Here is a 23,131-nt window from a genome sequence, read left to right on the forward strand (position 1 = left end):
CAGTACCTGTGCGTTCTATTCGCGGGTGCGATCAACAAAACACTCTCTGTCCCTACGATTGAACCTGTCCGGAGCAACCCACCACATGCCAAGTCCCTCCGTCACGTCTCCGCAAGTAGCCCTCAACGACATCGGCTCCGCGGAGGATTTCCTCGCCGCCATCGACAAGACCATCAAATACTTCAACGATGGCGACATCGTCGAAGGGACCATCGTCAAGGTGGACCGCGACGAGGTCCTGCTCGACATCGGCTACAAGACCGAAGGTGTCATCCCTTCCCGCGAACTCTCGATCAAGCACGACGTCGACCCCAATGAGGTTGTGTCCGTCGGCGACGAGGTCGAAGCGCTGGTCCTCACCAAGGAGGACAAAGAAGGTCGCCTCATCCTGTCCAAGAAGCGCGCTCAGTACGAGCGGGCCTGGGGCACCATCGAAGAGCTCAAGGAGAAGGACGAGGCCGTCAAGGGCACCGTCATCGAGGTCGTCAAGGGCGGCCTGATCCTCGACATCGGCCTGCGCGGCTTCCTGCCCGCGTCGCTGGTCGAGATGCGTCGCGTCCGCGATCTGCAGCCGTACATCGGCAAGGAGATCGAGGCCAAGATCATCGAGCTCGACAAGAACCGCAACAACGTGGTGCTGAGCCGCCGCGCCTGGCTGGAGCAGACCCAGTCCGAGGTGCGCAGCGAGTTCCTCAACCAGCTCACCAAGGGTGCCATCCGCAAGGGTGTGGTCTCCTCGATCGTCAACTTCGGCGCCTTCGTCGATCTGGGCGGCGTCGACGGCCTGGTGCACGTCTCCGAGCTGTCCTGGAAGCACATCGATCACCCGTCCGAGGTGGTCCAGGTGGGCGACGAGGTCACCGTCGAGGTGCTCGACGTCGACATGGATCGCGAGCGGGTCTCCTTGTCGCTCAAGGCGACTCAGGAAGATCCGTGGCGCCACTTCGCCCGCACCCACGCGATCGGCCAGATCGTGCCGGGCAAGGTCACCAAGCTGGTGCCGTTCGGTGCGTTCGTCCGCGTCGAGGAGGGCATCGAGGGTCTGGTGCACATCTCCGAGCTGTCCGAGCGCCACGTCGAGGTCCCGGACCAGGTGGTCCAGGTCGGCGACGACGCGATGGTCAAGGTCATCGACATCGACCTGGAGCGTCGCCGGATCTCGCTGAGCCTCAAGCAGGCCAACGAGGACTACAACAGCGAAGAGTTCGAGGCCTGGAAGTACGGCATGGCCGACAGCTACGACGACCAGGGCAACTACATCTTCCCCGAGGGCTTCGACGCCGAGACCAACGAATGGCTCGAAGGCTTCGAGAAGCAGCGGGACGAGTGGGAGGCCCGGTACGCCGAGGCGGAGCGTCGCTACAAGATGCACACCGCGCAGATGGAGAAGTTCGCCGCGGCCGAAGCCGAAGAGGCAGCCCGTCCGACGTCTTCGTCGTCGAACAGCCGCTCGGAGGAGTCGACCGGCGGTTCGCTCGCCAGCGATGCGCAGCTCGCCGCGCTGCGCGAGAAGCTGGCCGGCAACGCGTAATTCAGTACCGCGATCGAAGGCCCCGGCTCACTGAGCCGGGGCCTTCGTCGTTCGATCACGGTCGTCCTGACAGACTGGGCACGTGCTGCGAATCGGACTGACCGGAGGCATCGGGGCGGGCAAGTCGACGGTGTCGGCGACATTCGACGAACTCGGCGGAATCGTCGTCGACGGCGACGTCATCGCCCGCGAAGTGGTGGAGCCGGGCACCGAGGGGCTTGCCAAGCTGGTCGAGGCTTTCGGGGAGGACATCCTCGCCGACGACGGTTCGCTGAACCGGCCGGCGCTGGCCGCGATCGCGTTCAGCGACGACGAGAAACGCAAGACGCTGAACGGGATCGTGCATCCGCTTGTGGGACAACGACGTTCAGAGCTGATCGCCGCCGCGGCCGACGACGCGGTGATCGTCGAGGACATCCCGCTGCTGGTCGAATCTCACATGGCGCCGTTGTTCCCGCTGGTGATCATCGTCCACGCCGACGAAGAGGTCCGGGTCGAGCGGCTCATCGAACACCGCGGTTTCACCGAAGAGGACGCCCGGGCACGGATCGCGGCACAGGCCACCGAGGCGGACCGGCGGGCCGTCGCCGATGTCTGGCTGGACAATTCGGGCACCGCCGACGCACTTGCCGGCGCGGCCCGCACGCTGTGGCATGAGCGCATCCAGCCGTTCGCGGACAACCTCCGCGCGGGCCGGCCGGCTCCGACCGAGCCGCGACTGGTACCGCCGGATCCCGACTGGCCGGCCCAGGCGCAGCGGATCCTGGCCAGACTGCGCACCGCGTGCGGGCATCACGCGTCACGGGTGGACCACATCGGATCGACGGCGATACCGGGCCTGGACGCCAAGGACGTGATCGACGTCCAGGTCACCGTCGCGTCGCTGGACGTCGCCGACGAGCTCGCCGATGCGCTGCTGGGCGCCGGCTACGTCCGCACGGCGATCACCGAGGACACCCCCAAGGACATCCCCGAGGACACGGCGAAGCCCGGCGTCGACGGGCAGTGGGGCAAGAGGCTCTACTGCTCCGCCGACCCGGGCCGCCCGACCAACGTGCACGTGAGGGTCGACGGCTGGCCCAATCAGCGCTTCGCGCTGCTGTTCGTCGACTGGCTGACGGCCGACCCCGCGGCACGCGCCGAGTACCTAGACCTCAAACGCCGCATCGCCGGGCAGGGCCACGCGAGCATCGGGGACTATGCGGATGCCAAGGAGCCGTGGTTCGCCGACGCGTACCACCGCGCCTGGGCGTGGGCCGAAGCGTCGGGCTGGCAGCCGAAGTCCTGAGCGCTCAGCCGTCGATTCGGTTCGCATTCGCGTGGATCGCCGCGCGGCAGTACGCCGCGAGGCCCGGCAGGCCGAACGACTCGTCGTATCGCGCGACGTAGCGCGGGTCGCTCACGTACATGTCGCCCAGGGTGCGGTGCATCGAGGGCGGGCAGTCGTAGAACCACCGGTTCACGTGGAGCCGATGCTGCTCGGCAGCATCCATCGCCGTTTCGGAGTCGGCGGGTAGCCCTGCGCGAAACGCGCCGGACAGCGCCGTCTCCACTGCCTCGCCCTCGTTCTTGATGCGGATCCAGTCCTCCTTGCCGTAGGACTTCGCGCGGCGCTGCGACTCCTTCCACTCCTCGGACTCGCCGAACCTCTGCTCGGCTTCGGCCTGGTAGTCGTCGAAGCCGTCCCCGAACAGCTCGCGCATGTCGTCGTCGGTCATGGGGGTGTTCGCCATTGCTTTCTCCAATGCCTGATCGATGGCATCGAGGAGATCTCTCGTCTCCTCGAGCCGGGACATGACGCGTTCGCGTTGACGCTCCAGGTGGCTGACCTCGTCGCCCTCGTCCAGCAGCCTTGAGATCTCCTCGAGGGGCATCTCGAGCCGTCGGTAGACGATGATCTGGGACAACCGCGTCAGATCAGCCGGTGTGTACACCCGGTACCCCGAGGCGTTCCGGCGTCCCGGGGTCAGCAGCCCGATGTCGTCGTAGTGGTGCAGCGTCCGAACGGTGATGCCGAACCGCTGCGCGACCTCACCGACGGTGAGTTCTTCCACACCCATCTCCTGCGTCACGTCGACCAGGCTGGTGCCTCACGTCCCGTGAGGGTCAAGTCCCCGCTGTGGACGGCTACGTCGACGGCGGCGGCGCGGGCAACTCGGCGGCCGCCGCGGGGTCCGCGGGTGGGGCCGGCTCGCCACCGACCGGGATGTCGAGGGGGGCGCCGCACTGCAACGTGCCATACAGCGGATCGTCCTTGACGCGGAAGAACCGCGGGGCGATGAACTGGTCGGCCTGCGCCACGATCTGGTCGTCGACGAGGATCTCGCAGTGCAGGTTGGACCCGTAGGGCCATTGGATCGAGATCTGCATGCCGGCCAGCTTGGGGTCGGTCAGCACGGTGTTCACCTCGAACGTCTGTCCCGGCAGCATGGTCGGCTGCGCACTGTTCACGTTCTGGTCGTCCTGCTTGTAGGCGACCACGGCGCCTCGCGAGGTGCCGTCGGCGCGGGCGCGGTAGACCACGTTGTGCTGTTCCAGCGGCGCGGGCGGTGCGGCGCCGGGGGCAGCGGGGTCGGGAACGGCGGGGTCTGCCGCGGCGGTCGGGCCGCCGACCGGGACCATCAGCGCGCCCGCCGCGAGGATCGCGGCACCGGCTCTCGCCCACGCGGTCCGGCTCGGTCTGCTCGATCTCACATCGCGGAGTCTATGCTCCGCGCCACGTCAGCGTGATGCCGACGGTTGCCAGCCACTGGTCGAGGTCGTAGCCGTGGCGGGCGAGAGCCTCGGTGGTGTGCACCGCGGTGTGGATCGCGCGCTCGGCGTCACCGGGGTCGAGCAGGCCCTCGCGAACCGCTGTGACGAGCTCGTCGACGTCGGTCACATCGACTCCGCGGCCTGTGCGAAGCACCAGGTCGAGGTAGTGATCTTCTCCGCTCCACACGCGTGGCCCCGATGTGTAGACGCCGACGTCGAGGTAGAAGTCCTGTTCCCGTTCGTGGCCGGGATAGAAGTGGAAGACCGTCACCCGCAAGTTCAGGTCAGGCAACAACCACGACTCGAGGTAGCCGAACTGCGCCCGCCCGGGGGTGGGACGGGCCATGTACAGGCCCCAGGGATGCACCGTGAAGACGTCGACGTCGCGCACGATGCCCTTCGGGTCGGTGTTGGTGCGGGCGACGAGGTCGAAGGTCTCGCGTTTGGGTGGGTGGATGCCGATAAGGATAGGCGCCTCCCCGGGGAAGAGAAGTTGTCGGTGCCGGGTTCTACCCTGGTGAACATGGCTTTCGCGACTGAACACCCGGTGCTCGCACATTCGGAGTACCGCCCTGTCGACCAGGTGGTGCGCGCGGGCGGCCGCTTCGAGGTGGTCAGCGAGTACCAGCCCGCGGGTGACCAGCCGGCGGCGATCGAGGCGCTGGAGCAGCGGATCCGGTCTGGTGAACGCGACGTCGTCCTGCTCGGCGCCACGGGAACCGGCAAGTCGGCGACCACGGCGTGGCTCATCGAGCGCCTGCAGCGGCCCACGCTGGTGATGGCGCCGAACAAGACGCTGGCCGCCCAGCTGGCGAACGAGTTGCGAGAGATGTTGCCGCACAACTCTGTCGAGTATTTCGTCTCGTACTACGACTACTACCAGCCTGAGGCGTACATCGCGCAGACCGATACCTACATCGAGAAGGACAGCTCGATCAACGACGATGTCGAGCGGCTGCGGCACTCGGCGACCTCAAGCCTGCTCTCGCGCCGGGACGTGGTGGTGGTGGCGTCGGTGTCGTGCATCTACGGCCTCGGCACGCCGCAGTCCTACATGGACCGCTCGGTGGAGCTGAAGGTCGGCGACGAGGTGCCCCGGGACGGACTGCTGCGGCTGCTCGTCGACGTGCAGTACACCCGCAACGACATGTCGTTCACCCGCGGGACGTTCCGGGTGCGTGGAGACACGGTCGAGATCATCCCGTCCTACGAGGAACTCGCGGTCCGCATCGAATTCTTCGGTGACGAGGTCGAGGCGCTGTACTACCTGCACCCGCTGACCGGCGACATCATCAGGCAGGTCAACTCGCTGCGGATCTTCCCGGCCACCCACTACGTCGCCGGGCCCGAACGGATGGCGCAGGCGATTTCGACCATCGAGGCCGAACTCGAAGCCCGGCTGGCGGAACTGGAGGGGCAGGGCAAACTGCTCGAGGCGCAGCGGTTGCGGATGCGCACCAACTACGACGTCGAGATGATGCGTCAGGTCGGATTCTGTTCCGGTATCGAGAACTACTCGCGCCACATCGACGGCCGGCCCGCCGGCTCGGCGCCCGCGACACTCATCGATTACTTCCCGGAGGACTTCCTGCTCGTCATCGACGAGTCCCACGTGACAGTCCCGCAGATCGGCGGCATGTACGAGGGCGACATGTCCCGCAAGCGCAACCTGGTCGAGTTCGGCTTCCGGTTGCCGTCGGCGGTCGACAACCGACCCTTGACCTGGGAGGAGTTCGCCGACCGCATCGGTCAGACGGTGTATCTGTCGGCGACGCCGGGACCGTATGAGCTCAGCCAGACCGGTGGTGAGTTCGTCGAGCAGGTGATCCGGCCGACCGGTCTGGTCGACCCGCAGGTGATCGTCAAGCCGACGAAGGGTCAGATCGACGACCTGATCGGGGAGATCCGCCTGCGCACCGAGCGCGACGAGCGGGTACTGGTCACCACGCTGACGAAGAAGATGGCGGAGGATCTCACCGACTACCTCCTGGAGATGGGCATCCGGGTGCGGTACCTGCACTCCGAGGTCGACACGCTGCGCCGGGTCGAGCTGCTGCGCCAGCTGCGGCTGGGGGAGTACGACGTGCTCATCGGCATCAACCTGTTGCGGGAGGGCCTCGACCTGCCGGAGGTGTCACTGGTGGCGATCCTCGACGCGGACAAGGAAGGGTTCCTGCGCTCGCCGCGCAGCCTGATCCAGACCATCGGCCGTGCGGCGCGCAACGTCTCCGGTGAGGTGCACATGTACGCCGACAAGATCACCGACTCGATGAAGGAGGCGATCGACGAGACCGATCGCCGCCGGGCCAAGCAGATCGCCTACAACACCGAGCACGGCATCGATCCGCAGCCGCTGCGCAAGAAGATCGCCGACATCCTGGATCAGGTGTACCGGGAAGCCGACGACACCGATGCGGCGGTCGAGGTGGGCGGCTCGGGCCGCAACGCCTCGCGCGGCCGGCGCGCGCAGGGCGAGCCGGGTCGGGCTGTGAGTGCAGGGGTGATCGAGGGCCGCGACACCAGCAACATGCCGCGCGCCGAATTGGCCGATCTAATCAAGGATTTGACGGCGCAGATGATGGCCGCGGCACGCGACCTCCAGTTCGAGCTCGCCGCGCGGATCCGCGACGAGATCCAGGACCTCAAGAAGGAATTGCGCGGCATGGACGCTGCGGGACTGAAATAGCTTGATCTCAAGGGCTGTTGAGGTCCTACGGTCGACGGCGTGACTGACATCGACGCTGACGGGGTTGCGGTCGAGCAGCCGAACACCGGGACGTGGCGCGACCTGCTCGGCCCGCGCTACCTGGGTGCATCGACCGTGCTCGCCGGCGGCGTGGCGCTGTATGCGACCAACGAGTTCCTCACGATCAGCCTGATGCCCAGCGCGGTCGCCGACATCGGTGGGCAGCGGCTCTACGCGTGGGTCACCACGGTGTACCTGGTCGGGTCGGTGGTGGCCGCCACCGCGGTGCACGCGATCCTGATGCGGTGGGGGCCGCGGCGGTCATACCTGCTCGGGCTCAGCATGTTCGGGGTCGGGAGCCTCGCGTGCGCGATGTCGCCCACGATGGAATTACTGCTCGTCGGCCGGACGGTTCAGGGCGCGGCCGGCGGCATGCTGGCCGGCCTCGGATACGCCGTGATCAACACCGCGCTGCCGAGCAGGCTGTGGACCAAAGCATCGGCGCTCGTATCGGCGATGTGGGGGGTCGGCACGCTGGTAGGACCGGCCGCTGGCGGGTTGTTCGCTCAATTCGGTTCGTGGCGTTGGGCTTTCGGTGTGCTCGTGGTGATGACGACGGCGATGTCCGTTTTGGTGCCGGTGGCGTTGCCCGGCCGCCCGGCAGACGCGAGTCCGCAGGCACGGGTCCGGGTGCCGGTGCGGTCGCTGTTGCTGCTCGGCACTGCGGCGCTACTGGTCTCGGCTGCCGGCGTTCCGCACGACGTGCGGGCGACGGCAGGTCTGGTGGCGGCGGGCCTGGCAATGATCCCGGTGTTCGTGATCGTCGACCGCCGCGCCCGCGCAGCGGTGTTGCCGCCCAGCGCGTTCGCGCCGGGTCCGTTGAAGTGGGTCTACCTCACGCTGGGCCTGCTGATGGCCGCGACCATGGTGGACATGTACGTGCCGTTGTTCGGGCAGCGGCTCGGCGACCTCGCCCCGCTGGCGGCGGGTTTCCTCGGCGCCGGCCTGGCGGTGGGGTGGACGGCGGGGGAGATCACCAGCGCATCGTTGAGCAGGCCGGCGGTGATCGTGCGCGTGGTGGCAGTCGCGCCGCTGGTGATGGCGGCAGGCCTGACGATCGGTGCGCTGACGCAGCGGCAGGACGCGTCCGCGTGGTTCATCGCGGCGTGGGCGCTGTCGCTGGTGATCACCGGATCGGGGATCGGCATGGCGTGGCCGCATCTGTCCGCCTGGGCGATGAGCAAGGTGCGCGATCCTGCCGAGGGGCCTGCTGCTGCGGCGGCCATCAACACCGTGCAGGTGATCTGCGGGGCGTTCGGGGCTGCGCTGGCCGGCGTGGTCGTCAACGTCTCCGATCGCGGCGACGCGGCGGCCGCGCACTGGCTGTTCGCCGTGTTCGCAGTACTGGCGGCGACGGCGGTGGTCTCCGCGATCCGCAGCGGCCGCCCCGTTCCCGGCCAAGGATCACCGTGAGCGCAAGCCTGGGCTGACGCGGGGCGAGACGGCAGAGTGGCGGGCAGTGCGGGTGTGGCTGAGTGGCTAGGCACCGGCCTGCAAAGCCGTTTACACGGGTTCGAATCCCGTCATCCGCTCGCATGTGACGTGGTCACGACATCGGTGTGTTCGCGATGGACCGCAGGTGTGGAGGTGGCTCGATTCCGGCCGCCAAAGCCGGATCGGGCTCGAGACCGCCCCACCGTCGGTGAATCGGAACCACGCCCGCCCACACGTCCAACGAACCATCCGGGCTGTCAGCGTCATCCGGCGGCCCGCCGCGGGTTTTGACCGAGGCCTCGGTCAGGTCCAGTGCGAGCAGTCGGGTAGCCGCCAATTCCTTCTTCGAGGGTTGGCGTGCGTAATCCCACTGGCCCGGCGCGCACTGCTCGGTGAGCACGCGCAAGCCCAGCTGCAGCTCCTCTGAATCGGTCACCGGGCGGGGGACACCGTAGATGCAGGCGCTTCGGTAGTTGATGCCGTGTTCGAACACCGACCGGGCGAGTACCAGGCCGTCGACGTGGGTGATGGTCACACAAACTGTCTGCTCAGGGGCCTGGACGAGGCTGCGGCTGGCCACCGAACCATGGAGATACAGGTGGTCGCTGGTTGCCCCGTAGACCGTGGGCACGACCATCGGCACGCCGTCCATGAGCACGCCGAGGTGACAGATGAACCCCGCTGCCAGTATCGCGTCGAGTTCGGAGCGGTTCGTGCTGCCCTGCTCGCGCAGGCGACGGTGACGGGTCCGCTCGGTCACGGCGAGCTGTCCGGGAGCTGGGGAGGTCATGCGTACCATCCTGGTCGCGCAAGTGGTACCTCTGAAAGATCCACTCCGGTGCACATCTGCAAACCACTTCGGACGAGAGGGCACGTCATGCGGTCCGCGCACCTCGACTTGCCTCTGGTCCTGGATCGCGACGATCGCGCGTCACTGCATCAGCAGCTGGCGAGTGCGCTGCGGGACGCCGCATCCAGGGGGCTGATCGCCCCGGGCAGCAAGCTTCCGTCGACACGATTGCTCGCCGCGCAGTTGCACCTTGCTCGCAGCACGGTCATCGCGGCCTATCAGCAGCTCGACGGTGAAGGATACGTACAGACCCGACACGGCTCGGGAACGTATCTGATCGCCGATCCTGTTGCCGCGCAGCCAGTCTCGCCGCCCGTGTCGTCGGCCGCAGCGGACGACGAATATGCGACGTCGGACGATCGCGAGGTCATCGATCTTCGCCCCGGGCGGCCTGACACACGCCGCCTCGCCGACCCGGGGTGGCGCCGGGCGTGGCGGTCGGCAGTGGTCGACCCGCCGCCCGATACCGAGCCGCCTCTGCAGGGTCTGTCGCTGCTGCGTGCCGAAGTCGCTCGCCATCTCGCTGCCGCGCGCGGGTTGCCCGTAGACGAGGCGGCCGTCTTCGTCACCGCCGGCACCAACGACGGACTCGCCCTGCTGGTGCACGCCCTGCAACTCCATGGACATGACATCGCGGTGGAGAACCCCGGTTACCCGGAGGCGTGGCGACTCCTCGCCCGGCTTGGCTGTCGCACGGTGCCCGTGCCCGTCGACGACGGCGGCCTGGTCGTCGATCGCCTGCCCGAGGCGTCTTCTGCTCCCAGGGCGGCGTTGGTCACGCCCAGCCATCAGTACCCCCTTGGGGGACGCCTGCCCGTGGCCCGCCGAATCGCCCTGTTGGACTGGGCGAACCGGCACCAGGCAACGGTCATCGAGGACGACTACGACAGTGAGTTCCGCTTCGATGTGGCTCCGCTGCCGGCATTGGCGAGCCTCGACCGGTCGGGCCGCGTCGTGCACATAGGCACATTCGGGAAGGCGCTGAGCCCGTGGCTCCGGATCGGATACCTGGTTGCCCCTGCTCACCTGGTGCCGGATCTGATCGCCACGCGGGCTGATCTCGGAACTCCCGTCAGCGGGGTGGTCCAGCAGGCGTTGGCCTATTACCTCGCATCCGGAGCGCTGCGGCGCCACATCGCCCGCAGCCGCCGCGATTACTCGCACGCCAGGGCCCATCTCACACGACGACTGGCGCGCGACGTCCCAGAAGCCCGTATCCGCGGAATCGACGCCGGGCTGCACGCCGTGCTCGAATTTCCTCCCAACGCCGACGCCGACCGGGTCGTCCGGTGCGCACGCGAGGCAGGCGTGCTGCTCGACGCGCTCGCGAACTACACGGCACCCACACCTGACGCGACACCGGCCCCGCCCGCCATCGTCCTCGGCTACGGCGGGGCGACCCTCGAACACCTCGACCGCGCCGTCCACGCCATCCGCAGTGCACTGCCCTCACCGTCCACCTCGGTCACCCGGGTACGTTGATTCCTCGTGACGTGGCTCCTCCTGCTCTGCGCCATCGTCAGTGAGGTGGCCGCGACGTTGTCGCTGAAAGCGGCCGTCACCACACCCGCGCTGTACGTCGTCGTCGTGGGCGGTTACTTCGCCTCGTTCGTATTCCTCACACTCGTCCTCAAGCGCGGCATGGGACTCGGGGTGGCCTACGGCATCTGGGGTGCGATCGGGGTCGCCCTGACCGCGATCCTGTCCTCGATCGTGTTCGGCGAGGCGTTCACCGTGCTGATGGGCGTCGGCATGGTGTGCATCATCTCCGGCGTCCTTCTGGTCGAGATGGGTGCGCGTCACGCGGAGGATCCCGTGGACGGTGCGCCGTAGTGCAGTACGTGTTGCTGATGGGGGCCATCGCGTCCGAGGTCACCGGCACCCTGGCATTGCGGGTGGCGGCCGGCGGCCGTCGCATCTTCTACGGCGTCGTGCTGATCGGCTACGTCGTCGCGTTCACCTTGCTGTCCGCGTCGTTGCAGCACGGCATGCCGCTCGGCGTCGCCTACGGTATCTGGGCCGCGGCGGGGGTGGCCCTGACAGCGGCTGCATCGCGCATTCTCTTTCGCGAGCCACTCACGCCCACGATGCTCACCGGGATGGGATTGATCGTGGCTGGCGTGCTGCTGGTCGAGCTCGGCGCGGCCCACTGAGCTCGACGTCCGGAAGATCTGTTATCCGTATAGCGAAATGGCGATGTTGAATTCCAGCACGTCGCAACGCTTTGTACCGACATTGCAACACAGTTCGGCAACACATCGATCACCTTTGAGTCGCCGAACTGGATATGTTTGCTGAAATTGTGCCACGGTGATCGCGTGAGCACTCGCCAGGCAGCTCGTGCGCTCGGAATTGCGGTCACCAGCGCGTTGGCGCTGTGCGCCTTGACCGTTCGCGCACCCGTCGCAGCGGCGGCGTCCTGCCCGGACGTCGAAGTGGTGTTCGCGCGCGGCACCAGCGACAAGCCGGGATTCGGTCCCGTTGGCACGTTGTTCGTCAAGGCCCTGCAGAAGAAGTTGAGCACCAAGAAGATCGATGCCTACGCCGTCGACTACTCCGCGAGCTGGGACTTCTCCAAATCGACCTCTGAAGGCGCGGTCGATGCCAACAAACACGTGCAGTACGTCGCCGGCATCTGTCCGCAGACCAAGATCGTCCTCGGCGGAATTTCCCAGGGCGCCGGGGTGATCGACCTCATCACCATCGGGAAGAAGAAGCTGTGGTTCTTCACGCCTTCGCCGCTGCCCGACGCCATGGTCGGCCACGTCTCGGCAATCGCGGTCTTCGGCAACCCGTCCCGCGACTACGCCAACCTCGGCCCGCTGACCACGTTGAGTCCGCTCTACGGCAGCAAGACGATCGACCTCTGCGCGACCAACGACCCGTACTGCTCCAAGGGGTTCGACATGTTCGCGCACTATTCCTATATGTGGAACGGGATGATCGACGAGGCGGCGGCATTCGCTGCGCGGCGCGTGGTCGGTCTCGCCAGTTGAGGTCAACGGCGCTGATCGACAACGGTTTTCGAAGCATCAGCGGGTGTGGTCACCGAACAGGCTCTGCGACGTCACCATTCGATAACCCGGCCGCTCGGGGCTGAGTCGAGGCGCTAGGTTTCTCCTCGACGGGGGGTGCCGTCGAGAACGCAGGAAGGTCATGCCAGGCACGAACATCCGAATCCCCCGCGGGGCAGCGCTGGCCGTACTCGCGCTGGTGCAGCTGTCCGGATCGATCGCCGTCGCGGCCGCGCAGCCCAGCCCAGGAGTGCCGTGCCTGGACATCCTCCAACAGCTCGCGGCCGAGCCACCTCCGGTGTCGGACGTTCTCGAGACTGCGACCAACGCTCTCAACAGTGTTGTCCCCGAACAGGTTCCTGCTCTCCCCGTCGCTGACACGGTGCACGGACTCACCGCAGCCGCTGCGCCTGGACCGGTGTCCGCGCCTGTCGACCAGGCGGGCGCCGTGGTGCCTGCGGTGCCGGCATCGCCCGTGCTGCCGGCGGTTCCGGTTGTCGTCGCCGAAGCCCCTCCTGTCGTCCCATCCGTCGCGCCGGTCATGCAAGCGGCGGCGTCCGTACCCGACAGCCCGCCGTCCGTACCCGACGGTCCGCCGGTGCCCGCACCGGTGGCGGTGCCCGCGCCGGTCGAGGCACCCGCACCGCCAGAGGCGCCTGCTGTTCCCGCGGATATGCCTGTGCCGCAATCTCCGTCGCCCGCGCCGGCACCGCCTCCGCCGGTAGCGGCGGAGCCGGCCGCCGTCGAGCCGGCACCCCCAGCGCCGGTGGCGCCGGCACCGGCTCCCGTGGAGCCGCCGCCCGTGGAGGCCGTCCCGCTGTCGGTGACAGCCCCGGCCGAGGGGATCGGGGCGGCGCCTGTTCTGCACGCCGCCGACATCGCCGCCCCCGTGCCGGGTCCCGCCGTTCCGGTGGTGCCGGCCGCGGCGGCGGTGGTTCCGCCGGTGATCCCGGTGACGGTGCCGGCGGCCGAGGCGGTAGCGCCGCCGCCCGTGCTTTCCAGTAGCCCGCCGCCGCGGCAGGATCTGCTCTGCGAAGGCACCGCGTGGTGAGCGGCCGTGTCGAACAGGTCACGTCGCCACCCCTGAGGTGACGTTGCCAGCGCGCGACCGCGCGGATCCTGGGCAAATGGCGCACCTGTGTCGTGATTCGCACCCATGTTCGCCGGATACCGGGTTACTGTCACGATTGGCCTGGGAATGGCAGAGCAGCAACTCACATCGGGAGGATATGAATGAGCGCCTACCAAACCGTGGTGGTCGGCACGGACGGTTCGGACTCGTCGTTGCGCGCGGTGGAACGTGCCGCTCAGATCGCGGCCGAAGCGGGCGCCAAGCTGATCGTCTCGACGGCCTACTTCCCGCAGGGCGAGGATCAGCGTGCGGCGGACCTGCTCAAGGACGAGGGCTACAAGATGTCCGGCAACGCCCCGATCTACGCGATCCTGCGTGAGGCGCGGGACCGCGCGAAGACTGCCGGCGCCGAGAACGTCGAAGAGAAGGCCGTCGTCGGTGCCCCGGTCGACGCCTTGGTCGACCTCGTCGAGGAGGTGGGCGCCGACCTGCTCGTCGTCGGCAACGTGGGGCTGAGCACCATCGCCGGCCGTCTGCTCGGATCGGTGCCGGCCAACGTCGCCCGCCGGGCCAAGTCCGACGTGCTCATCGTCCACACGTCCTGACGCGCGAACCACGAAAAACCCTGGGTCGGGGAACCGACCCAGGGTTTTTTCCCACCCGGGTGCTCAGCTGGCGGACGCCTTGGCGATCGCGGTGATCGCCGCGTCTAGCGTCGCGTCGAACTCGTCGTCGCTCTGCTGCGCGGTCAATCCCTCGGTCAGTGCGCGCGAGAAGCTGGCGATCACACCGTGGTTGGCGGCGAGCTTCTCGCAGGCCTCGTCGCGGTCGTAACCGCCCGACAGCGCGACCACACGCACCACCTTCGGGTGGTCGACCAGTTCGCGATAGAGGTTGTCCGTGCTGGGCAGCGTCAGCTTCAGCATCACGGCCTCGTCGAGGGCGTCGAGCGACGCCAGCAGCGCGGCCTTCAGCTGATCCTCGGCCTCGGCTTTCTGTGGGCTGTGGATGTCGACCTCCGGCTCGATGATCGGCACCAGACCCGCGGCGAGGATCTGCCGGCCGACCTCGAATTGCTGGTCGACGACCGCCTGCAGGCCGCTGCCGGGCGCCTTGATCACCGAACGCATCTTGGTTCCGAAGACGCCCTTGTCGCGGGCACGGCCGAGCAGGTCGTCCAGGCCTGGAATCGGCTTCATCACCTGCGCGCCGTCCTGCTCGTCGGCCAAACCCTTGTCCACCTTCAGGAACGGCACGATGTGCTTGACGTTCCACAGGTAGTCCGCCGTGGGCCGGCCCTCGACATCGCGATCCATCGTGTCCTCGAACAGGATCGCGCCGAGAATCCGGTCACCGTCGAAGCTGCGGCTGGTGATGATGCGGGTCCGCATCTCGTGCACGAGATCGAACATCTGCGCGTCGCCGGAGTAGGCGTCCTCGTCGATGCCGTACAGCTTCAGCGCCTTGGGGGTGCTGCCGCCGCTCTGGTCAAGGGCCGCGATGAAGCCGGCGCCACGCTGCACCTTGCTGAATTGGTCGGTGTTCATGTTCCCTTCCTGTGGTTGCGCTCGAAAAAGCTCCTACACCCCGAACGCGGTCACCAACCGCGTTCGCGCCACTCGTCCAGGTGTGGACGTTCGGTGCCGAGGGTGGTGTCGTCGCCGTGCCCTGGATACACGACGGTCGAATCTGCGAAGACGTCGAACACCCGACTGGTCACATCACCCAGAAGCTGTTCGAAATCCCCCTCTTTCCACGTCTTGCCGACGCCGCCGGGGAACAGGCAGTCGCCGGTGAACAGGTGCACGCGGTCCTCGCCGTCCTCGCCGGTGTCGACGCCGCGCAGAGCCAAGGCCACCGATCCGGGGGTGTGGCCCCGAAGGTGGATGACGTCGAAGTGCAGGTCGCCGATTTCGATGCGGTCGCCGTCGGCGAGCACCCGCGCCGGGGTGACGGGCAGCGGGTCCGCGTCGAGCCGATGTGCCGCGGTGGGGGCGTCGGTGGCGCCGGCCACCTCTTCGAGCGCCATCCAATGGTCTTGATGTTGGTGCGTGGTGACGATCAGCGACAGCGTCGGCGCGTGGTCGGCGATCAGGCCGCGCAGGATCTCGGCGTCGTTCGCGGCATCGATGAGTAGCGTCTCGCCGGTGCGGGAACAGGTCACGAGGTAGGCGTTGTTGTCCATGGGACCCACCGAGGCTTTGACGATGGACGCGCCGGGGAGTGTGCGCCGCGCCGCGGTGTGCGCCTCGACGTGGCCGGTGTAGTTGTCGTCGACGACGGTCATGGTGACCCACGGTACTTCGCCGCGCGACCTGCGCCGCCACCGCGGGTGAAACCTGTCGGTGGGTCGACCTAGCATGGGTCTGTACTGCGTCCTACGGACGCATCGGGCACATCTTCTTCTCGGAGGGAAAGGACATCGTGGCTGACCGCCTGGTTGTCAAGGGTGCCCGGGAGCACAATCTGCGTGGCGTCGATCTGGAGCTGCCGCGCGACGCGATGATCGTGTTCACCGGGCTGTCGGGGTCCGGCAAATCGTCGCTGGCGTTCGACACGATCTTCGCCGAGGGGCAGCGCCGCTACGTGGAGTCGCTGTCGGCGTATGCGCGGCAATTCCTCGGGCAGATGGACAAACCCGACGTCGACTTCATCGAAGGGCTCTCGCCGGCGGTGTCGATCGACCAGAAGTCGACCAACCGCAACCCACGGTCGACGGTGGGCACCATCACCGAGGTCTACGACTACCTGCGTCTGCTCTACGCCCGCGCCGGCACGCCGCACTGCCCCGTCTGCGGCGAGCGCATCGCGCGCCAGACGCCGCAACAGATCGTCGACCAGGTGCTCGCGATGGACGAGGGCCTGCGCTTCCAGGTTCTCGCGCCGGTCGTACGAACCCGCAAGGGTGAGTTCGTCGACCTCTTCGACAAGCTGAACACGCAGGGCTACAGCCGCGTTCGTGTCGACGGGGTGGTGCACCCGCTCACGGATCCGCCGAAGCTGAAGAAGCAGGAGAAGCACGACATCGAGGTGGTCGTCGACCGCCTGACCGTCAAGGCGACGGCCAAGCAGCGGCTCACCGACTCGGTCGAGACCGCGCTGAACCTCGCCGACGGCATCGTCGTCCTGGAATTCGTGGACCGGGAAGACGATCATCCGCACCGCGAGCAGCGGTTCTCGGAGAAGCTGGCCTGCCCCAACGGGCACGCGTTGGCCGTCGACGACCTGGAACCGCGGTCGTTCTCGTTCAACTCGCCATACGGTGCGTGCCCGGAGTGCACCGGCCTCGGCATCCGCAAGGAGGTCGATCCCGACCTCGTGATCCCCGATCCCGATCTGACGCTGGCCGAGGGGGCGATCGCCCCGTGGTCGATGGGGCACACCGCGGAGTACTTCACCCGCATGCTCGCCGGGCTGGGTGACCAGCTCGGCTTCGACGTGAACACCCCGTGGAAGAAGCTGCCGGCCAAGGCGCGCAAGGCGATTCTCGAGGGGTGCGACGAGCAGGTGCACGTGCGGTACAAGAACCGCTACGGCCGCACCCGGTCCTACTACGCCGACTTCGAGGGCGTGATGGCGTTCCTGCAGCGCCGCATGGAGCAGACCGACTCCGAGCAGATGAAGGAGCGCCTCGAGGGCTTCATGCGCGACGTGCCGTGCCCCGAGTGCCACGGCACCCGCCTCAAGCCCGAGATCCTCGCCGTCACGATGACAGCCGATGTGCACGGCGCCAAGTCGATCGCCGAGGTGGCGGAGTTGTCGATCGCCGACTGCGCCGCGTTCCTCAACGCGCTCACGCTCGGTTCCCGCGAGGCGGCGATCGCCGGACAGGTGCTCAAGGAGATCCAGTCCCGGCTGGGCTTCCTGCTCGACGTCGGCCTGGACTACCTGTCGCTGTCACGCGCCGCAGGCACGCTGTCCGGTGGGGAGGCGCAGCGCATCCGGTTGGCCACCCAGATCGGGTCGGGTCTGGTGGGCGTGCTGTACGTGCTCGACGAACCGTCGATCGGTCTGCACCAACGCGACAACCGCCGGCTGATCGACACGCTCGTTCGGCTCCGAGACCTCGGCAACACGCTGATCGTGGTCGAACACGACCTCGACACCATCGCCCATGCCGATTGGGTGGTCGACATCGGGCCCGCCGCGGGTGAGCACGGTGGCCAGATCGTGCACAGCGGCACCTACAAGGACCTGCTGAAGAACCCGAACTCGATCACCGGCGCGTACTTGTCGGGCGCTGAGGAGATCGAGGTTCCGGCGATGCGCCGGGTGCCCGACAAGAAGCGGCAGCTGACCGTCGTCGGAGCGCGGGAACACAACCTGCGTGAGATCGACGTCGCGTTCCCGCTCGGCGTGCTGACGTCGGTGACGGGCGTGTCCGGATCGGGGAAGTCCACCCTGGTCAACGACATCCTGGCCTCGGTGCTGGCCAACAAGCTCAACGGCGCCCGCCTGGTTCCGGGACGGCACACCCGCATCAACGGCTTGGACCACCTGGACAAACTGGTGCGGGTGGATCAGTCGCCGATCGGCCGGACGCCGAGATCGAACCCGGCGACCTACACAGGCGTGTTCGACAAGATCCGCACGTTGTTCGCCGCCACGACGGAGGCCAAGGTGCGCGGCTATCAGCCCGGCCGGTTCTCGTTCAACGTCAAAGGTGGCCGCTGCGAGGCGTGTTCGGGCGACGGCACCATCAAGATCGAGATGAACTTCCTGCCGGATGTGTACGTGCCGTGCGAGGTGTGCCAGGGTGCGCGCTACAACCGCGAGACGCTCGAGGTGCACTACAAGGGCAAGACCATCGCCGAGGTGCTCGACATGTCGATCGAGGAGGCGTCGGAGTTCTTCGCGCCGATCAGCTCGATCCACCGCTACCTCAAGACGCTCGTCGACGTCGGCCTGGGTTATGTGCGGCTCGGGCAGCCGGCCCCGACGCTGTCGGGCGGTGAGGCGCAGCGCGTCAAGCTGGCATCGGAACTGCAGAAGCGCTCGACCGGCCGAACGATCTACATCCTCGACGAGCCGACCACGGGTCTGCACTTCGAGGACATCCGCAAGCTGCTGACGGTCATCAACGGCCTTGTGGACAAAGGCAATACGGTCATCGTGATCGAGCACAACCTGGACGTCATCAAGACCTCGGACTGGATCATCGACATGGGCCCCGAAGGCGGCTCCGGCGGCGGGACCGTGGTGGCGACGGGCACACCCGAAGACGTGGCGGCCCATCCGGACAGCTACACCGGTCACTTCCTCGCCGAGACCCTGGGCATGGCGCAGCCGAAACCGAAGGCGCGCAGCCGCAGAAAGGTCAGCGCCTAGATCGGCGGCTCGGATTCTGCATCGAGGACGTCGTGCAGGATCCTCCGGAACGCCGTGATGCCCGGGTCGTTGTCGGCCCGGGGGTGCCAGAACACCCAGACGTCGTAGGTCGGCAGGGTCAGCGGAACCTCGAACAGGCTGATCGCCGATGTGCGGGAATGGTATTCGGCCAGACGGCGGGGGGCGACAGCGATGCAGTGGCCGTTCTCGACGACGGGAAACAGAGAGCTGTAGTGCGCCACGGTGAGCCGGACGCGGCGGGCGAGACCGATGCGAGCCAACGCGTCGTCGACTTCGCGGCCGCGCCCAGCGCTGATGCGGACATTGGCGTGGGGGAGATCGACGAACCGTTTCAGCGTCATCGTGGCGGCGGCGTCCGGGTGTTCTGCGGCGATGACGCCGACCATGTCGTCGGTGAACGCAGGTTCGGAACGCCACGCCGCCGGGGTGGTCGTCGGAATGCCCATGTAGACATCGATCTCACCGCTGGCCAGGGCATCGGTGACGCTGATCCGATCCAGTGCCAGTATCCGGACCCGTGAGTGGGGAGCCAGCTGGTGCAGTCGACGGTCGAGCCCCGGCAGCAGTAGCGGGCCGTAGAGATCGGCAAACGCGATCACCCACTCGCGGGTTGTCGTGGCCAGATCGAATGAGTCGAGGCCCGAGACGATCCCCTGCACGAGGCGAAGTGCCTCATCCAGGCGGGGCTGCACGGCCAGGGCGGCGGGAGTGGGGGTCAGGCCGCGGCCCGTGCGCACCACGAGGGGATCGTCCAGCAGGACCCGCAGCCGCGCCAGTGCGTTCGACACCGCGGGCTGGGTCAGGTGCAGACGTGCGGCAGCCCGGGTGGCGCTGCGTTCCTCGAGGACGGCGTGCAGGACCACGAGGAGGTTGAGATCCACCCCGGACAGATTCATCATCTGAATGTCTCACATCATGACTCATGATTGGCGCTGATGAGTCGCTGTTCCTACCGTCGATATCGAGACGACGGAAAGGGACACGACGATGCGAGTGCTGGTGACCGGGGCGAACGGTGGAGTCGGCTCCACCATCATCGACCAGCTGGGGAACACCGATGTCGAGGTGCGCGCGACATGCCGCCGACCGGACCGACGGCGATGGCCGTCGGTGGACGCGGTGCCCAGCGATCTCGATGAGCCGCAGACGCTGCGTCCCGCACTCGAGGGGGTCGACGCCGTGTTTCTCGTCAGCTTCGCCCAACCGGAGGTCCTGCCCGACCTCGTCGAGGAGATGGCAGCGGCAGGGGTCCACAAGGTCGTCGTCCTCTCCACCATCGACACCACACGCACCGAGCCGTTCGTCGAGTACAACAAGCAACGCCACCTCGCCGTGGAGAACGCGGCCATCGACGGCGGCTTCGACACGGTGTGCCTGCGCCCGGGCGCCTTCGCGCGCAACGCGATCCGCTTCTGGGCCGGCCAGATTCGTGAGCATCGACGCGTCGGGCTGCCCTTCCCGGACTCGCATCAGGCGCCCATCGCCGACGAGGACATCGCCACAGTCGCGGTGACTGCCCTGACCACCTCGCAGCTCGACGGACAGAAGGTGGTCCTCACCGGACCGCACTCTCTGTCGATGCGGGAGCAGGTCGGTCTCATCGGACGCGCGGTCACGGAGTCGATCGACATCACCGTGCTGTCGGACACCCAAGCCCGTGCCCTGTACGGGCAAGTGCTGCCACCGCAATATCTCGATCTGCTGATGGCTCAGTGGGCTTTCGAAGTCACCGAGCCTGCCGAGGTGACCGACGCAGTGCCCACGATCACCGGCCGAAAAGCCGTCACGTTCGGCGACTGGGCCACCGGCCACCGCGACGCATTCCTCAGCGCTTGGACGCCGGGGACGGGAACCGTGGGCTGACCCGCACACCGCCGAGCCAGCTGGTCAGCTCCTCGGCCCGGGCCTCGAGTGCCGAGGTCGCCCGGCGGCTCACCTTCTCCAGCAGGACGAGCTCGACGCGGCCCGAATCGTCCTGGCGCCAGGCGCCGACCACGCGGCCGTCCACCCACGCGGTCGGCCCGGCGTTGCCGTTGCGGTCGAACACCTCGGCTCGGTGCGGGCCGAGGTACCAGTCGCGGTCGAACCAGCCCATCGTCGTGGGATCCAGCGACGGCAGCAAGGCGCACCACGGCTCGACGTCCGGCTCATCCGTGTCGTCCGGTAGTACGAACCCCAGACCCTCGTCCAGTCGGATCTCCTCGGCATCGATGGCGGACAACGCTTTTCGGGCCCACGTCAGGGTCGTGCCGAACCACCATTTGACGTCGGTGAGCGTTGCGGGGCCGAACGTCGCCAGCCAGCGGCGTACCAGCTCGGCACTCGCGGTGTCGGCGTCGGCCGAGCCCGCCGGGCCGCACAGCCACGTCTCGGTGGACGTCCACCGCGGTCGTGATGTCAGCCACCCGCCGTCGTTGGGGCCACGCACGATGTGACCGCGCGCCGACAACACCGTCAACACCCGCGGCGCGAGATGACCCTCCGCGCCGTAGGCCTTTCCGGGTGCAGGGTTGTACGTGCCGGTGAGTTCGGCCAGTGCCTCGCGCAGTTCGCGTGCGCTGCATGGGCCTTCGTCCCGCAGATGGCGGACCACCGCAGCGCACGCGGTGCTCAGCCAGGCGGCGCCGTCGGTGGCCACGCCGGCGCGTTCCACGTCCGCGGCAAGCCGCCGCGTCTCGTTGGCGGCCACCCGGTCACTGGCCGCCGCCTGCACCGCGGGCAGGTCGGCAGGCCGCACCACCCACAGCGTCCTGCGCATCGCGAGGTGCTTGATCACCGAGCGGTCCCGGTACAGGGCGGCATCGGCGTCGTCGTGCACGAAACCCGGCAGTCGAGCCCACAGCGATAAATAGGGCGTCGCGGGATCGGTGGCGTGCAGGGCCACCAGACGCTCGGTCACATCGGACACCGACGATCCCGCGGCCGCCGGCGGACTCAGTAGGTGCCGGCGCGCCAGACGGGAACGGCGCTGCTCGACGGGGATGGTGCGCATCGTCTCCCGACCGTAGTCGCCCCGTCCGACACCCGAAGTTGGGATCGGTAGCTCAGCGAGCCGCTTTCACTGTTCCCACACGACGCCACCGAGGCTGAGTACGACGAAGGGAAACGAGAACGATGAAACGAATTGTCGCGGGTGTGATCGGTCTGGCCGCGGGCACCGCCATGCTGGTGGGCTGCTCCAGCGACAAGGAGACCCCTGCACCCGGTAGCTCCCCGTCGGCCACCTCGACGGTGGCGCAGGGCGGCAGCACAGAGGTCAAGGTCGACGGTGCCGACCTGGCGGGGCTCGACCTGAACTCGGTCACCTGCGTGAAGCAGGGTGGCAAGGTCACCGTCGCCAGCGGCGCGATCGGCGGTCAGCAGGGTCTGGGCATCGTGATGACCGACGAGGCGACCCCGGTGGTCGAGTCGCTCGGCATGGTCGTCGACGGCAACGCACTCGCCGTCGCCAACGCGATGGGCGCCAAGAGCGGTTCGGCGGAGGTCAAGGTGGACGGCAACCGGTACACGATCACCGGCGAGGCGGTCGGTGCCAACATGAGCAATCCGATGGCCGGCATGATCACCAAGCCGTTCACGGTGACCGTGACCTGCAGCTGAGACATGCCCGACCGAGCGGCGGGCGTGCCAGGCACGCCCGCCGCTTCCTATGATGACGCGATGACGATCGAGGGCGATCTCGAGAGAGCTCGTCATTTCGCATTCGCCGCCGACGAGGAGACGGCCAAAGCACTGCTGCTGTCCCTGCTTCCGCGCGCCGAGGAGGCCGACCGCGATGACCTCGCGCTCGAGATCCTCGCCCAGCTCGGCGAGATCTACCTGGTGCGCACCGCGTATGCCGGTGTCACCGAGGCCGTGACGAGAATCCGGGACTGCCTGAAGAACTACGTCGCGATGGAGTCACCGGATCCCTCGACCGCCCGGATGATCTGCCGGTACGCCCGGCGCGCACTCTTCCTGGAGACCGGACACGCGGCGGCGCACGGCGAACACGAAGCGGCCGCAACGACGTTGGCGGCACTGATGGAGGAAGCCGGCATGTTCGACGAGCTGGCAGCCGAGCACGCCTACCTGATCACCCATGCGCAGATCCTGTGCGCTGTCGCGCTGTGCGACGACGACCTGCACGTGCAGTCACTGCCGCTGTGGCAGCAGGTGCTCGCTGCGGTCGACGGCCCCGGCGACGGCAGCGAACAGTCCGATGCGCTGCGGGTTCTCGCCGGCACCGGTTACGGGCGGTTCTGCGTCGAGACGGGTCGGCTCACCGAAGCCGAGCCCTGGCTGCGCCGCGCCGGAGCGCGGGCGACATCGCGCTCGTGGCGGCTGGCCACCTCCCGCACCCAACTCGAGCGCGCGACCGCGTCGTGGGCCGCCGGCGATC

The 23,131-nt window shown here is 67.7% G+C and carries 21 protein-coding genes, 1 tRNA gene and 1 pseudogene; 15 read left to right on the forward strand and 8 right to left on the reverse strand.

The annotated features are described in order from the left end of the window. Positions 1-85: 85 nt before the first annotated feature. Together rpsA and coaE are read left to right on the forward strand one after the other, a co-directional pair. Positions 86-1,531, forward strand: coding sequence for a 30S ribosomal protein S1 (gene rpsA / locus PGN37_RS18015; RefSeq protein WP_335332366.1), 1,446 nt, complete (start codon positions 86-88; stop codon positions 1,529-1,531). Between the two features lie 82 nt (positions 1,532-1,613). Beyond that, positions 1,614-2,819, forward strand: coding sequence for a dephospho-CoA kinase (gene coaE, locus PGN37_RS18020; protein ID WP_335332367.1), 1,206 nt, complete (start codon positions 1,614-1,616; stop codon positions 2,817-2,819). A 4-nt stretch (positions 2,820-2,823) separates the two neighbouring features. Here the strand turns inward: coaE and PGN37_RS18025 are convergent, their stop codons facing one another. The 3 genes from PGN37_RS18025 to PGN37_RS18035 all read right to left on the reverse strand — a co-directional run bounded on the left by PGN37_RS18025 (position 2,824) and on the right by PGN37_RS18035 (position 4,742). Further along, the gene (locus PGN37_RS18025; RefSeq protein WP_335332392.1) at positions 2,824-3,585 is read right to left on the reverse strand and encodes a MerR family transcriptional regulator; all 762 of its coding nucleotides are present in this window, start codon (positions 3,583-3,585) and stop codon (positions 2,824-2,826) included. 73 nt (positions 3,586-3,658) lie between these two features. Then, the gene (locus PGN37_RS18030; RefSeq protein WP_335332393.1) at positions 3,659-4,153 is read right to left on the reverse strand and encodes a hypothetical protein; all 495 of its coding nucleotides are present in this window, start codon (positions 4,151-4,153) and stop codon (positions 3,659-3,661) included. A gap of 82 nt (positions 4,154-4,235) precedes the next feature. Next, positions 4,236-4,742, reverse strand: a complete 507-nt coding sequence (locus PGN37_RS18035) for a DUF402 domain-containing protein (RefSeq protein ID WP_335332394.1) — start codon at positions 4,740-4,742, stop codon at positions 4,236-4,238. Between the two features lie 66 nt (positions 4,743-4,808). Between PGN37_RS18035 and uvrB the strand changes: the two genes are divergently transcribed. The 3 genes from uvrB to PGN37_RS18050 all read left to right on the forward strand — a co-directional run bounded on the left by uvrB (position 4,809) and on the right by PGN37_RS18050 (position 8,563). Then, a complete protein-coding gene (uvrB, locus tag PGN37_RS18040; protein WP_335332368.1) occupies positions 4,809-6,971 on the forward strand; it encodes an excinuclease ABC subunit UvrB in 2,163 nt (720 codons plus the stop codon). 39 nt (positions 6,972-7,010) lie between these two features. Beyond that, positions 7,011-8,444 (forward strand): MFS transporter, encoded by a 1,434-nt coding sequence (locus PGN37_RS18045; RefSeq protein WP_335332369.1) that lies wholly within the window; start codon positions 7,011-7,013, stop codon positions 8,442-8,444. A gap of 48 nt (positions 8,445-8,492) precedes the next feature. After that, a tRNA-Cys gene (locus PGN37_RS18050) sits at positions 8,493-8,563 on the forward strand. A gap of 14 nt (positions 8,564-8,577) precedes the next feature. On the opposite strand, the gene PGN37_RS18055 is transcribed toward PGN37_RS18050, so the two are convergent. After that, entirely contained in the window at positions 8,578-9,255 is a 678-nt protein-coding gene (locus PGN37_RS18055; protein WP_335332370.1) for a pyridoxamine 5'-phosphate oxidase family protein, read from the reverse strand. Between the two features lie 87 nt (positions 9,256-9,342). Here PGN37_RS18055 and pdxR point away from each other — a divergent pair, with 87 nt between their 5' ends. From pdxR to PGN37_RS18085, 6 genes are all read left to right on the forward strand, one after another. Beyond that, the gene (pdxR, locus tag PGN37_RS18060; RefSeq protein WP_335332371.1) at positions 9,343-10,797 is read left to right on the forward strand and encodes a MocR-like pyridoxine biosynthesis transcription factor PdxR; all 1,455 of its coding nucleotides are present in this window, start codon (positions 9,343-9,345) and stop codon (positions 10,795-10,797) included. A gap of 6 nt (positions 10,798-10,803) precedes the next feature. Then, the gene (locus PGN37_RS18065) at positions 10,804-11,148 is read left to right on the forward strand and encodes a DMT family transporter (RefSeq protein ID WP_335332372.1); all 345 of its coding nucleotides are present in this window, start codon (positions 10,804-10,806) and stop codon (positions 11,146-11,148) included. Continuing rightward, positions 11,148-11,468: a DMT family transporter gene (locus PGN37_RS18070; protein ID WP_335332373.1), complete on the forward strand. Its 321-nt coding sequence runs from the start codon at positions 11,148-11,150 to the stop codon at positions 11,466-11,468. Before PGN37_RS18065 ends, PGN37_RS18070 begins: the two co-directional genes overlap by 1 nt. Before the next feature lie 165 nt (positions 11,469-11,633). Beyond that, positions 11,634-12,311: a cutinase family protein gene (locus PGN37_RS18075; protein ID WP_335332374.1), complete on the forward strand. Its 678-nt coding sequence runs from the start codon at positions 11,634-11,636 to the stop codon at positions 12,309-12,311. A 160-nt stretch (positions 12,312-12,471) separates the two neighbouring features. After that, a complete protein-coding gene (locus PGN37_RS18080; protein ID WP_335332375.1) occupies positions 12,472-13,380 on the forward strand; it encodes a hypothetical protein in 909 nt (302 codons plus the stop codon). A gap of 182 nt (positions 13,381-13,562) precedes the next feature. Beyond that, positions 13,563-14,006, forward strand: a complete 444-nt coding sequence (locus PGN37_RS18085) for a universal stress protein (RefSeq protein ID WP_335332376.1) — start codon at positions 13,563-13,565, stop codon at positions 14,004-14,006. 63 nt (positions 14,007-14,069) lie between these two features. Here PGN37_RS18085 and PGN37_RS18090 read toward each other — a convergent pair whose 3' ends face one another. Then, positions 14,070-14,948 carry a fructose bisphosphate aldolase gene (locus PGN37_RS18090; protein WP_335332377.1) on the reverse strand — a complete coding sequence of 293 codons (879 nt, stop codon included), beginning with the start codon at positions 14,946-14,948 and terminating at the stop codon, positions 14,070-14,072. 50 nt (positions 14,949-14,998) lie between these two features. Continuing rightward, positions 14,999-15,688, reverse strand: a complete 690-nt coding sequence (locus PGN37_RS18095) for an MBL fold metallo-hydrolase (RefSeq protein WP_335332378.1) — start codon at positions 15,686-15,688, stop codon at positions 14,999-15,001. A gap of 137 nt (positions 15,689-15,825) precedes the next feature. Here PGN37_RS18095 and uvrA point away from each other — a divergent pair, with 137 nt between their 5' ends. After that, a complete protein-coding gene (gene uvrA, locus PGN37_RS18100; protein ID WP_335332379.1) occupies positions 15,826-18,729 on the forward strand; it encodes an excinuclease ABC subunit UvrA in 2,904 nt (967 codons plus the stop codon). Here the strand turns inward: uvrA and PGN37_RS18105 are convergent. Beyond that, positions 18,726-19,646, reverse strand: coding sequence for a LysR family transcriptional regulator (locus tag PGN37_RS18105; RefSeq protein ID WP_335332380.1), 921 nt, complete (start codon positions 19,644-19,646; stop codon positions 18,726-18,728). The genes uvrA and PGN37_RS18105 overlap by 4 nt on opposite strands. A 91-nt stretch (positions 19,647-19,737) precedes the next feature. Between PGN37_RS18105 and PGN37_RS18110 the strand changes: the two genes are divergently transcribed. Continuing rightward, positions 19,738-20,613, forward strand: a complete 876-nt coding sequence (locus tag PGN37_RS18110) for an SDR family oxidoreductase (protein ID WP_335332381.1) — start codon at positions 19,738-19,740, stop codon at positions 20,611-20,613. Here the strand turns inward: PGN37_RS18110 and PGN37_RS18115 are convergent. Next, a complete protein-coding gene (locus tag PGN37_RS18115; RefSeq protein ID WP_335332382.1) occupies positions 20,576-21,742 on the reverse strand; it encodes a winged helix DNA-binding domain-containing protein in 1,167 nt (388 codons plus the stop codon). The two genes, PGN37_RS18110 and PGN37_RS18115, sit on opposite strands and share 38 nt — an antisense overlap. A 122-nt stretch (positions 21,743-21,864) precedes the next feature. On the opposite strand from PGN37_RS18115, the gene PGN37_RS18120 reads away from it, so the two are divergent. After that, entirely contained in the window at positions 21,865-22,350 is a 486-nt protein-coding gene (locus tag PGN37_RS18120) for a lipoprotein LpqH (protein ID WP_335332383.1), read from the forward strand. Between the two features lie 60 nt (positions 22,351-22,410). Further along, positions 22,411-23,131, forward strand: a pseudogene (locus PGN37_RS18125) (hypothetical protein); the annotation flags it as partial.

The organism is Mycobacterium kyogaense, assembly GCF_036946525.1.
GTDB lineage: Bacteria > Actinomycetota > Actinomycetes > Mycobacteriales > Mycobacteriaceae > Mycobacterium > Mycobacterium kyogaense_A.